The organism is Aminipila terrae, assembly GCF_010120715.1.
Taxonomy (GTDB): Bacteria; Bacillota; Clostridia; order Peptostreptococcales; family Anaerovoracaceae; genus Aminipila; species Aminipila terrae.
The window spans coordinates 2,300,303-2,312,828 of sequence record NZ_CP047591.1 but is presented as its reverse complement, the minus strand read 5'-3'; the positions used below and the strand labels follow the sequence as shown (position 1 = coordinate 2,312,828).

Below are 12,526 nucleotides of genomic sequence, written 5' to 3'. Positions count from 1 at the left end.
GATAAAATAAAAACTGCCCTTTAAAAGCTCCGCCGACTTTGGAGAAGGCTTGTCTGCGGCACATAAGAGCTTCCACTTATTGCTGCTTCCTTCCGGACCTGACAAGATTCGCAGAGTCTTATTGCGCAGGACCCTAACCTAATCAGACGGAGCTTTTAAAAGGCAATTCATACTTGTATAGTATACAAGTTTCATTTTATAAAGTCAACTACAATTTACAAGCCAAGAGTATGCTGCTCTTGGCTTTAGATATTTTTTAGTATTAAACTATGCGAAATAGTTAAAATAGCTTCCAGATGAACCTCTTGATGAAGTAGAGGAAGTTCCTCCCCTAATATAAGTAAATTCTCTTTTAATTTCTTTTTCACATTTGCCTCTATGTCAGAACTTGCCGCTGTAACCTTACCTGCAAAAGAATCTTTTCCATTAAAGGCCTTCTTAAGATTTTCCAGTGAAGCTCCGCTCATTTCCTTTTTATTCATGGTGAGACTTCCATCTTTCAGTACCGTTATACCTGCATTTTTAAGAATATCTTTATTGTCTTCTGCATATTCCGCAAGCTGGGCAATAAATTTTTTATTCTCTGTGCCCCCAAGCTTTGTTAAACTGGAAATCATGTTATTGTAATCATTCACAAAATCAGTTGCTTCACTTACAACGTTTTTTGTGCTGTTAGACTTTTGTGCTTTGTCAAATACGGAATTATCTGTTGTTGCAGTAAGTCTTTTACCAACTTCCTGAATGTCCTGAGAACTGTTTTGTGCAATTTTACTATATGTTTTCAGCTGAACGGTTAACGCAGCATTACTGGAATTTGAACTTGAAGTTGAGTTTGCATTTTTTAATGAATTTGCTGCAGCATTAGTTCTACTGTGTTTAGATACAAATGAGCTTCTAAGCCTGCTGACTCCGCCCCGTCCTCCTGAATAATTTTTAATATTCCGATAGCTGGTTCCTGATGTATAACTCATGTTTTTCCCCCCTTGAATTAGATCCCACTATATTTTAATTTCTGCAACGAATTAAATCTATTTTATATATCGTCACTATTGTCCAATAACTTTATACAATTCATCACTTTCTGGTGGAAAAATTTCGCATAATTTACCATTTTCGCATATACGTGACATAATTCCATAGTTCTTTTCTTTTATGACACCAATGCAGCTTATCTTTATGCCTTCCCTTTTCATAGCTTCCTGAATTTCTTCTTTATGTTCCGGATGCACAATAATCAGCATACAGCCACTGGAAATTAAACGAAGATAATTAATATTAAAAATACCAGATATTTTTTTGGTGATTTCCTTCACCGGAATTTCGTCTATCCAGAGTTCACATCCGTTTCCAGAGATCTGGCACATCTCCCACACTGCTCCAAGGATGCCGCCTTCTGTTATATCGTGCATACCGGCAGTTCCTATCTGACCTGCAATTACCCCTTCTTTAACAACACTTACCTGAAGAAGAAGCTGCTTTGCTTCTTCTATTTCTTCCTTTGTACAGGACTCTTTAAGTCGTTCTTCAAAATCAGAAGCAATGATCCCAGTTCCTTCAATACCAGCCCACTTGGTCATCATAATAAAATCACCGGGCTGCATGGCCTTTGCCTGCTGAGAGGTTCCTTTTCCAGCCTTACCTATTGCCGTTGATACTATAACCGGTGTATTGACCGCTGAGGTAATTTCTGTATGTCCACCTATGATTTCTACCCCAAGTTCTGCTGCAGTCTCCCCCGCCTGCTCCATCATCATACTGATATCTTCTTCAGTAGTTCCTACCGGCAACATTACTGCAAGCATGATTCCCAAAGGCTGTATGCCATTTGAAGCTATATCATTACAGGTAATGTGTATGGCTAGTCTTCCAATCTCATTTACTGCTGCTGTGATAGGATCTGTAGACATGACACATTCATATTGTCCAAAATCTACTGTTGCACAATCTTCTCCGATTCCCGGCCTAATTAAAACATCCGGACTTTTATAGGTTATTTTTTCAAATACTATTTTTTTTAATAAATCACTGTCCAATTTTCCAGACTTAAGCATTGACTTTCACCTCTTATTAAATAAAAGCTTTTCCACTGTTATTACAATTTTTTGTTTTTAATGACCCCATATATCACATGATACTTCAGCCACTACATTTCTATATTATCATATATAGCGTGATTATTAAATGTACTATTTTGACCCATGTGGTATAAAACACAAAATACCATGAGATAATTCATGGTATTCTGAATTCTTGTCCTCTTCCAAAATATTTAAAAGTTTCTTGTAAATAAAAAATCCTCTATTTTAAAAGAAGTACATTTACTAGTTTATCAATTCCGCTTTTCTTACAAGTTTAATAATTACAGCAGCACTTTCTGCACGTGTAAAATTTCTTTTAGGGTTTAAATATCCTTTTTCTCCTTTAAAAAATCCATAGCTTACACATTTGGATGCTGCATCTACAGCATAAGAGGAAATAGTACTTGAATCCTTAAAATCCTTAAGCTGATTGTTGATAACCTTTTCCTTAGCAGTTCCGTCTAAGCCAGCAAGCTTCGCCGCCTTTAAGAGCATTGTCATAGCCTGTTCTCTGGTAATCAAGTCTTGAGGCCCAAACTTACCGTTGGTATAGCCCGTCAGTATTCCATACTCATATGCTGCATTAATGTAATCGTAATAAGGGCTGTTATTAGGTACATCACTGAATTGGCCAATGCTGCCAGAAGTCTTTAATGCCAAAGCCTTTACAATCATAGTAGAAAATTCAGCTCTTGTTATTGCCCTGTCAGGTGAGAAATTGCCATTTCCGGTTCCGTCATCAATTAGTCTTGAACCAACTTCATTTACATATTCCTTTGACCAGTGTTTCTCAACATCCTTAAAAGTAACAGGATTCCATATAACCGTATAAGTGCTGTTGGTATGACTGTTCAACTCTGCATAGTGCTTTCCGTCAATGAAAATAATTTTAGTAGGAATATGAGAGAAGGTTCCGTCGCTGTTCACAACAACACCTGTAGTTATCTTTTTAGGATCAACCCCTGCAGGTAGTGCTATGGCTCTCTCAACGTAGCCCTGGTACTTGGATACACCGATTGTTTTTTCGCCGTAATTGCAGTTTACTTCAAAATCTAACGGCTTTACAACAAGCTGATATCCCTTGCTATCTGCTGTCTTGCTAACCATGTTCACAACTTCTTTTGATGGATTGGAAATTTTTAAACTTATAGTAATTTCCCCTGACTGAACATGGTCTCCAAATTGATTTGCGATATCATCAATTTTTATATCGGCTGCAGGCAGGGTATAAATTGCTTTCTCTGTCTTAATTTCAATAATTACGTTCTTTGATTTCATGTTCTTTAACATTTGACCGTTTAGCAGCGCTGAAACAGCATCAGAATTGTTAAGAACAGGTATTATAATCTTATTTTGATTGGTTGCACTCATTTTATCAACATTTTCTTTAATCGCTGCTTCGTCCAGCGTTACTTTTGTAGTTTTTATTCCATCCTTTTGCTCAACTTCTTCTGTAGCAGCCTTCACAGATTTATCATCCAGAACAACAGCAGTTAAGGTGTTTGCTGGCAGAGAAGCAGTTGCCCTTCCACTACCTCCTGTCCCTGGGGAATCTCCTTTTCCTGTTGTCTTAGCAGCTTTACCTTCACCCTTTATGTAGAAACTAAAGGGTTATTATTTTCATCGTTATTGGGTATAGTAACTATGCCTGTTTTGGAGCCAGTACTGGCAGGATCAAATTTAACAGAAAAAGTTGTTGTCCCTTCTGGAGCTATTGTTATCCCAGCAGGTGTTAGTATTGTAAAATCTGAAGACACTGCATTTGTTGGTGTTTTTATGCTAATTGAATCAGTCAAACTCAACGGAAGATGTCCCGTATTAGCTACCGTAAATTCTCGTGTTATCCCACCAGAGCTTACAAAAGCTACTCCAAAATCCGTATTATCTACATTTGAAGGAATACTGTCGTTATTTGATATTTGAGCATGGTTTCCTGATACTTTTATTACAGGTTTATCATTATCATTAATCGTACATTCTGCCTGATTCTTAGTAAATCCTCCAATACTTGGGTTTGAAAGCTTTACATAAAAGCTTTCATTATTTTCATACGCTGAATCATCCTTTATTGGTACTGTTATAGCAGCAGATGTGCTCCCCGCAGGAATAGTCACCGTACCGGAGGTGCTGTCGTAATCACCATCAGCAGTTTTTGCTGTATTGTCAGCCGTAGTATAATCAACTGTAATGTCACTACTGTAGGCATGAGAAAGTGATACTGTAAACGAAGCATTATTTGCAGCTTCATCGACAACTTGATCTCCGATAGAAATGTCAACTACGTTGGAGAAATCAATTGAATCGATCCCCAGCGTACAACCAGTAGAATTTTTAATAACAACTGTGTCTATATCATCCCAAGAACTTCCAAATGAGATTAACCCTCCATATTCCTGAAAAGTATCATCATAAATAGTGCTTAAATTATTGGTATATTTAGTCTGACCACCACAATCACAATCTTCTTTCATATCTACAAATGCTGCTTTCGTTTCTCCGTCAACGCCTTCTTTATATCCTATTATACTAACTCCTGTATCTGGTCCCATAGTCCATAAATAAAGAGAATTGAGATTAAAGGCACTTTCTGCTTTAAATTTAAATTCAGTAGTATAAGTATCTGGCCATCCCAGTGCATCATCAACTATCATATAGCCACTAAGTCCTGGAACACTTTTTTCACCAAATGATAACACATTACGATAATTTTGAACGTTAGTTATTGTAATAAGACCTGAACCATTACATGAAAAAATTAAGTCTCCCACAATTTGTGAACCAGTTGTTGCAGTTTCACCAAAGCTATCAAAATTCTGATCTGCTGGAGTTTCAGCCAAAACTGGATTAAAAAAAGCTCCTATAAAAATAAAAAAGAATGAAGTTGCAAATAATACTAAATATCTGTGTGTTGTTTTCTCCAAGTTCATTTCCTCCTAATTCCTTTGTTTGGTAAACAACGTAATTTTATATGATTATTTACATTATATAACAAAATATAACATGGAACAATAATGGCAAATAAACTGACACTGAAAATTTACTTTATTATGAGAAAAAGGGGTCGCGCATATTATTGCAACGGCCCCATAATTATAAATTCTTCTTCTGTTATGATTTTAATTCCTAACTCTTTTGCTTTTTTATTCTTTGATGAATTGGATAAAGCATCATTATTGATAAGATAATTTGTTTTTGAAGTAACAGACCCAGTAACCTTTCCACCCTTGCTTTCAATCAGTTTCTTTAATTCATCCCGGTTCTCAAAGTGATCTAAAGTCCCTGTGATTACAAAAACCATTCCCTCAAAAATCTGTTCTGCTGGCTGACTGTAGCTAACTTCCTCAAAGGTAATTTCGGCCAGCACGTCCTGAACAATTTTTTGTTTCTTTGGATCCCTGAAAAATTTAACATAAGCTTCGGCCATGATAACGCCAATGCCATCAATCTCAACCAATTCCTCTTCAGATAGCTGCTGAATCTTCCCCCAGTCATACCCGCAATTTTTACAGATGATTTTTGCATTAGCTACACCTATGTTCGGGATGCCCAGACTATATAGAAGCCTTACTGGTGTTGTCACACTGGCTTTTTTAACGGAAGCTGTCAAATTCTTAAAGGATTTTTCACCAAACCCTTCCATCTCAATAATCTCTTCCTTAAACCTTTCAACATGGAATAAATCCGCCAGTTCCTTTATCAGTCCCCGGGCTATTAATTTCTCAATAGTAGCCTCTGACAAGCCCTCTATATTCATGGCGTCGCGGCTGACAAAATGCGTAAATGATTTAATCTGTTTTGCCAGACATTCAGAATTTGTACAACAAAGTACTTCTACCCCATTATCATTCTTTATAGCAGTATGACCTCCGCACACAGGACATTTGTCCGGTATATTATCAATTCCACTTCGTGTTAAATTGTCCGCAATCTGAGGAATAATCATGTTGGCTTTATAAACTTCTATGGTATCTCCACTGCCCAGTTCCAGCTGGCGCATAATACTGATATTGTGTACACTGGCACGGCTTACCGTTGTCCCTTCCAGCTCAACCGGATCAAATATTGCTACGGGATTAATCAGACCAGTCCTTGAAGCACTCCATTCAATCCTCTGCAGCGTAGTTTCTTTTAGTTCATCCCTCCACTTAAAGGCTATGGCGTTTCTAGGAAATTTTGCTGTATTCCCAAGGCTTTCGCCATATTGTATATCGTCTATTAGCAATACCAACCCATCCGATGGGAAGTCATTATGTTCAATTTGCGCTGCAAACCATTCAACATCCTCATGGATTGTTTCTGAAGAAGTCATCCTATATTCCACTACATCAAAACCCAGAGATTGAAGCCAGTCAAGCTGGTCTTTTCTGGAGTTGGTAGTAGAGATACCTAATGCAGGATTTTTCACTTGTGCTTCTTGCTGCTCTTCAGCCTGAACCAATGAAAACCCAAAGAATTGTACGTTTCTTTCTTTGGTAATCTGGTTATTTAATTGCCTGACACTGCCGCTGCACAGGTTTCTTGGGTTCTTATATTTGGCATCCGCCTCGCTAATCTGATTATTAATTTTTTCAAACTCTGAATAGGTAATTACCGCCTCACCTCTAAGTACCAGCCTCCCTTTAAATGGAATGCTTACCGGCGTATTGGCAAATACTTTTGCGTTATTTGTGATTACTTCACCAATTTCGCCGTTACCTCTTGTCACCGCTTTTACCATCTTTCCACCTTCATAGGTAAGAACTATGGTCAGACCGTCCAGCTTCCAGGAAAGTACGCCCTTTTTATTCCCTAAGAAGGCAGCTAAAGTATCTACATCTTTTGTTTTGTCGAGAGACAGCATTCTTGAGGCATGGGCTTCTTTTGGCAAATCGCTCAGCACTTCATACCCCACATTTACGGTGGGACTGTTTGCCAGAGTTATCCCTGTTTCTTTTTCCAAGGCCACCAGTTCGTCATACAGTCGGTCATACTCTATGTTTGGCATGATTTCACGGCTCTCCTGATAATATGCCTTTGCCGCCTGATTCAAAAGCACAATTTTAGCTTTCATTTCCTGGATTCTATTATCCATACTATTTTCAACTGGATTTTCCATCTACATCCCTCTTACTCTATATTTTTTTAATTGGTGCAATGTCTTTCGCAAGCTTTTTCATACCTGCTGAATCAAACATTACACTGATAGTCTTTCCATCTGCAGAGACTACCATACCTTCTCCAAACTTAGCATGGTTCACCCTGTCTCCAGCCTGAAAATCTGCATTTCCTCTGGATGCTGCGCTTTCCTTAGAGTCTCTCTTGGCTGCTGACAAAGGATCAAAAGGCATGGTTGGACTGGCACTGGCAAAGCCATCATTTCCACCTCTTAGAGCAGAAGCTCCCGGCCTGCTACCCAAATTACCCCAGCTGCTTCCTGTTCTTGAAGCAGGTGCTTTCTGGGCTGCTGTACCGCCAAATCCGGAGCCGCTTCCCCAACTGTTGCCAAAGCTGCTTCCCAGACCATTTTCCAGATTCGCTGATTTCTTCTCATAAACCCCGTCTCCTGCCAGAAGTTTTTTATCAATTTCCCGCATAAACTGTGACTCTCTGGTATATTCTGTCTTACCATAAAGTGTACGCATCTGTGCACTGGTCATAAATAAACGTTCTTTAGCTCTGGTCATGCCTACATAACAAAGTCTTCTTTCCTCTTCAAGCCCTGCTGGCTTTTCCAGCGCCCGCCATCCAGGAAATAACCCATCTTCCATTCCTGGAAGAAACACCACTGGAAATTCCAATCCCTTAGCACTATGCATGGTCATCAGAACCACCGCATTTTCATTTTCATTGTGGTTGTCCACTTCTGCAACCAGGGCGATTTTCTCCATAAAATCCGATAAAGACAGTTGTGGGTCTTCTTTTTCATAATCGTATATTACAGATTTAAATTCCATAATATTTTCTATCCTGCCTTCGGCTTCAACAGTATTTGCATCTTCCAGTGATTTAAGATAACCTGTATTTACCAACAATCCATCGTAAATATCAGACACTCTCAGATTATCCTTTTCTTCACTGTATTTAAGTATGGTATCTACCATCTTACGCACACTGGCTACTGCTTTGGAAGGAAGCCCCATGACCACTTCATCGTCTTTCAGGGTTTCAAACAGGCTCTCTCCCCGGACTTCAGCTAATGTCCTTACCTTTTCAACGGTCTTGTCCCCTATTCCTCTTTTTGGTTCATTGATAATTCTTACAAAAGCCACATCATCAGAAGGGTTCTGCACTAATCTCATGTATGACATGATGTCTTTGATTTCTTTTCTATCGTAATACCTTAGTCCTCCCAGAACCCTGTAAGGAATTTCCCTGGCTGAAAGGGCTTCTTCAAAATTTCTGGACTGAGCATTGGTTCTGTATAAAATAGCAAAATCTTTATATTGCCTGTCGCTGGTCTTCAGCCTGTCAATTTCCTGAGCAATATATCTGGCTTCATCTTTTTCATCATCTGCCCGGTAATATGTAATCTTCTCTCCCGGTTCCTTATCTGTCCAAAGCTTCTTATGCTTTCTCTGCATATTTCTTTCAACAACGCTGTGGGCAGCCGCCAGTATATTTCCGTAGGAACGGTAATTCTGTTCCAATTTGATAACTTTGGTATTTTTAAAATCCTTTTCGAAATCTAAAATGTTTGTAATATCTGCACCTCTCCACTGGTATATACACTGGTCGTCATCACCTACCACACAGATATTATTATGAGCTTCAGCCAAAAGCCGTATAAATCGATACTGCATAAAGTTGGTATCCTGATACTCATCTACCATAATGTATTTAAACCGGTTCTGATAATGCAGCAGCACATCCTCATTTTCTTCGAAAAGTCTTACAGTATTCACAATTAAATCGTCAAAGTCCATTGCATTATTCTTTTTTAAAGTTTTACAGTACTCACTGTAAAGTCCTGCCAGGATTTTTCCTTTAAAGTCTCCTTCATTCAGTCTCATAAATTCCTGAGGGGTTACAGCCTTTTCTTTATTATCACTGATAACGCTTAAAACATAAGCGGGAGTATATTTTTTATCATCCACATTTGCAGCTTTTATACAGTTTTTAATAACTGTTTTCTGATCTGTAGGATCATACACTACAAAATCATTTGTATATCCTAAAAGCTCTGCGTTCCTGCGTAGAATCCTCAGGCAGGCGGAGTGAAAAGTCAATATCCACATATTGAGACCTTCTCCAATAAGATTTTCCACTCTGTCACGCATTTCCTTGGCGGCCTTGTTGGTAAAGGTTACCGCAAATATATTGTATGGGGAAACCCTTTCTTCTTTTATCAGATAAGCGATTCTCCTGGTCATGGTACTGGTTTTTCCACTACCAGCACCTGCCAGTATAAGTAATGGTCCGTCTTTATGTAATGCAGCTTCCCGCTGCTTGTCATTTAATCCCTTTAAGTAATCCATATTTTCTCCTATAAAAAATCAGGATAAAAACTAGTTTTATCCTTATTGTGTTACAAAATCCCGTAATTGATAGTATATCATATTTTGCCTTTCCATTGCCATACCCATATAAAAAACACCTTAAAAACAACCCTGCAAGTGCGTTCTTTTACTATAAATAAAAATCCGTTATATTAGGCTCCTGTTTATAAAAACATTATTTATTATCAATAATATTTTTATATAGGTAATTTTTTCTAAAAAAAGGTAATATTATGTATATATTTGTGGTATCATAAGCTTTAGTGTTCTTAAGTTATATAAGATATGAAAAATAATTTATATTACAAGGAGATTTGTTTATAATGAAAAAATATCAACAGCTTACTTCAACTTCTTTGATTATCATTGGTGCCAATGTAATTCTGGCTTTTACTGTAGCCTGTTTTGTAAGGCCTCATGGCATTATAATGGGTGGAGCAACAGGTTTGTCCCTTACTGTTGAACATTATCTGGGGATAAACCTTTCTGTTACTCTCACCATTTTAAACGTATTTTTGTTTCTTTTAGGCTTCTTTTTTCTTGGTAAAAAATTTGCTCTTACAACCATATTAAGTACCTTTCTCTACCCACTTTTTGTCAGCATTTTTTTATCCATCAAACCACTTTCCAATCTTACAAAAGATGTACTCCTTTCCACTATTTTAGGAGGCATACTTCTTGGTGTAGGCATGGGTTTGATTTTAAGGATGGGTGCATCAACTGGCGGTATGGATATTCCACCACTTATTTTAAATAAAAAATTTCATATTCCTGTAGCATTATCTCTATACACTTTTGACACTTGCATCCTACTGACACAAATAGGTTTTTCAACCACAGAACAGGTTCTGTATGGAATTCTTTTTACTATCATAACCAGTTTTATCGTGAACAAAGTTATACTTTCAGGGACACAGCGTTCTCAATTATTTATTGTTTCAAAAGAATATAATAAAATAAGAGACGTGCTTCTTCACGATTTAAATGTGGGAGTTTCTCTTATATCCATGGAAACAGCCATGACGCAGACTCCTCAAATGGCCGTTTTATGTGTTACCACAAGCAGAAAAGTATTCAGTGTAAATGCTGAAGTGCAGAAAATTGACCCCTATGCATTCATTACGATCAGTAGTATTAACGAAGTAAAGGGAAGAGGTTTCAGCTTTGAGCGTGAACACCGTACAAATTAATTATCTGACAATACCGCTTAGGATTTTCATAAAACTAAGCGGTACTTTTTCGCCGTAGTTGTAAACCTTCATCAACTATTTGGTTTACAACCATTTTCTTCTATGATATACTTACCTGCATAAGCCAACATGAGATTTTTCTATTTACTAAAGGAGTCACAATTATGATTAGTGAAAACACCACTATTACTTCAAAAAAGAGATTTACAACAAGAGAATTAGTTCTTTGTGCATTATTCACTGGATTAACAGCCATAGGAGCCTTTATTCAGATTCCCGTGCCTTTTATGGATTACTTTACCTTGCAGTTTCTGTTTGTAACACTTTCAGGAATGCTTCTGGGTTCACGTCTGGGCATGATAGCTACAGGTTCCTACGTTCTCATGGGATTGATGGGAATTCCGGTCTTTGCTGCCGGAGGCGGAATACAATATATATTCAGACCAAGCTTTGGGTATTTGATAGGCTTTGTAGCCACATCTTTTGCTGTAGGCTTTTTATGTGAAAGAATTACGAAACCCCAATTTAAGTATTATCTGCCGGTGGCTTTTACTGGAATGTTGATTACCTATACTATAGGCTTTATTTACAAATATTTTATGCTTAATTTTTATATGCATGAACCTACAGCTATATGGGCTGTTATAGCCGCTTCCTTACCTCTGGATATTCCTGGTGATGCTCTTTTATGCATACTGGCGTCCCTGTTGGCTTCACGGCTTTTTAACCCACTAAAAAGACTGGGGGTTTAATATGATACAGGAACTAAAAAATAAAATTATAAATGGCTATGAAATATCAAAGGAAGAAGCCCTACATTTATCCGACATCTGCCACGCTTCCCCCCAAAATTCAGAGATGCTCTGTGAAGCGGCCAACCAAATCCGCCACCACTTCTGTGGGGACCATTTTGATATCTGCACAATTATAAATGGGAAATGTGGAAGATGCTCTGAAGATTGCAAATATTGTGCCCAGTCCGCCCACTATCCAGTAGAAACAGGGAATTATTCTTTACTGGATGCAGACAGTCTTCTGGCTGGGGCGAGATATAACCAGGAAAAGGGTATCCTGCGTTATTCTATCGTTACTTCAGGCAGATCCCTTAATGACAGGGAAGTAGATCAACTGTGTAAAAGTTATAAACTTATTCACAGTAGTTTAAACATTTCATTATGTGCTTCTCATGGACTTTTAAATTACCAGCAGTTGTTAAAGCTAAGGCAGGCGGGAGTTGTACGCTATCATAATAATCTGGAAACTTCCAGAAGAAATTTTTCTGCTATCTGTACTACTCACACTTATCAGGATAAGATAGCTACAATCAAAGCAGCCCAGAAAGCCGGGCTAGCTGTTTGCAGTGGCGGAATTATGGGTTTAGGAGAGACAATGAGGGACAGAATTGATATGGCTTTCGATTTAAAAGAACTTGGCATAAAGTCAGTGCCAATCAATATCTTAAACCCTATACCTCATACCCCTTTTGAGCATAACCCTGTTTTAAATCTGAATGAAGTTAAGCAAATCGTTGCACTTTACCGTTTCATTCTGCCTGAAGCTGCCCTTAGACTAGCAGGGGGCAGGGGCCTTTTAAAGGATAAAGGACGTAGTGTTTTTGCATCGGGTGCAAATGCTGCTATCTCTGGTGATATGCTTACTACCTCAGGCATCAGCATTAATTATGATATTAATATGATAAAAGACTTAGGATTTAAAATTTCCAAGCTTTAATAATTGTTTGAATAAACATGAAGGTCTATAGCGCCTGAAGGAGAGTATTTCA

The 12,526-nt window shown here is 38.0% G+C and carries 9 protein-coding genes and 1 other RNA gene; 3 read left to right on the top strand and 7 right to left on the bottom strand.

What is annotated here, in order from left to right; genetic code table 11:
* Position 1: 1 nt before the first annotated feature.
* The 7 genes from ffs to Ami3637_RS10895 all read right to left on the bottom strand — a co-directional run bounded on the left by ffs (position 2) and on the right by Ami3637_RS10895 (position 9,532).
* An RNA gene (gene ffs, locus Ami3637_RS10925) (signal recognition particle sRNA large type) lies at positions 2-200 on the bottom strand.
* Positions 201-245: 45 nt separating this feature from the next.
* Positions 246-971 (bottom strand): hypothetical protein, encoded by a 726-nt coding sequence (locus Ami3637_RS10920; RefSeq protein ID WP_162362610.1) that lies wholly within the window; start codon positions 969-971, stop codon positions 246-248.
* Between the two features lie 75 nt (positions 972-1,046).
* Positions 1,047-2,051 carry an AIR synthase family protein gene (locus Ami3637_RS10915; protein ID WP_162362609.1) on the bottom strand — a complete coding sequence of 335 codons (1,005 nt, stop codon included), beginning with the start codon at positions 2,049-2,051 and terminating at the stop codon, positions 1,047-1,049.
* 270 nt (positions 2,052-2,321) lie between these two features.
* The gene (locus tag Ami3637_RS10910; RefSeq protein WP_162362608.1) at positions 2,322-3,545 is read right to left on the bottom strand and encodes an S-layer homology domain-containing protein; all 1,224 of its coding nucleotides are present in this window, start codon (positions 3,543-3,545) and stop codon (positions 2,322-2,324) included.
* Positions 3,546-3,670: 125 nt separating this feature from the next.
* Complete coding sequence (locus Ami3637_RS10905; protein ID WP_162362607.1) at positions 3,671-4,999, bottom strand: choice-of-anchor D domain-containing protein; 1,329 nt, start codon at positions 4,997-4,999, stop codon at positions 3,671-3,673.
* Positions 5,000-5,148: 149 nt separating this feature from the next.
* The gene (gene ligA, locus Ami3637_RS10900) at positions 5,149-7,173 is read right to left on the bottom strand and encodes an NAD-dependent DNA ligase LigA (protein ID WP_330586613.1); all 2,025 of its coding nucleotides are present in this window, start codon (positions 7,171-7,173) and stop codon (positions 5,149-5,151) included.
* Positions 7,174-7,189: 16 nt separating this feature from the next.
* Positions 7,190-9,532, bottom strand: coding sequence for an ATP-dependent helicase (locus Ami3637_RS10895; protein WP_162362606.1), 2,343 nt, complete (start codon positions 9,530-9,532; stop codon positions 7,190-7,192).
* Between the two features lie 344 nt (positions 9,533-9,876).
* Here Ami3637_RS10895 and Ami3637_RS10890 point away from each other — a divergent pair, with 344 nt between their 5' ends.
* The 3 genes from Ami3637_RS10890 to bioB all read left to right on the top strand — a co-directional run bounded on the left by Ami3637_RS10890 (position 9,877) and on the right by bioB (position 12,474).
* Complete coding sequence (locus tag Ami3637_RS10890; RefSeq protein WP_162362605.1) at positions 9,877-10,743, top strand: YitT family protein; 867 nt, start codon at positions 9,877-9,879, stop codon at positions 10,741-10,743.
* A gap of 164 nt (positions 10,744-10,907) precedes the next feature.
* Positions 10,908-11,495, top strand: a complete 588-nt coding sequence (locus Ami3637_RS10885; protein WP_162362604.1) for a biotin transporter BioY — start codon at positions 10,908-10,910, stop codon at positions 11,493-11,495.
* A 1-nt stretch (position 11,496) separates the two neighbouring features.
* On the top strand, positions 11,497-12,474 hold the full coding sequence (bioB, locus tag Ami3637_RS10880; protein WP_162362603.1) for a biotin synthase BioB: 978 nt from the start codon (positions 11,497-11,499) through the stop codon (positions 12,472-12,474).
* The last annotated feature ends 52 nt before the right edge of the window (positions 12,475-12,526 follow it).

What these genes read in the sequence shown, in the direction of transcription:
- Ami3637_RS10920 (WP_162362610.1), bottom strand. Translation starts at nt 971, where the DNA reads ATGAGTTATACATCAGGAACCAGCTATCGGAATATTAAAAATTATTCA.
- Ami3637_RS10915 (WP_162362609.1), bottom strand. Translation starts at nt 2,051, where the DNA reads ATGCTTAAGTCTGGAAAATTGGACAGTGATTTATTAAAAAAAATAGTA.
- ligA (WP_330586613.1), bottom strand. Translation starts at nt 7,173, where the DNA reads ATGGAAAATCCAGTTGAAAATAGTATGGATAATAGAATCCAGGAAATG.
- Ami3637_RS10895 (WP_162362606.1), bottom strand. Translation starts at nt 9,532, where the DNA reads ATGGATTACTTAAAGGGATTAAATGACAAGCAGCGGGAAGCTGCATTA.
- Ami3637_RS10890 (WP_162362605.1), top strand. Translation starts at nt 9,877, where the DNA reads ATGAAAAAATATCAACAGCTTACTTCAACTTCTTTGATTATCATTGGT.
- Ami3637_RS10885 (WP_162362604.1), top strand. Translation starts at nt 10,908, where the DNA reads ATGATTAGTGAAAACACCACTATTACTTCAAAAAAGAGATTTACAACA.
- bioB (WP_162362603.1), top strand. Translation starts at nt 11,497, where the DNA reads ATGATACAGGAACTAAAAAATAAAATTATAAATGGCTATGAAATATCA.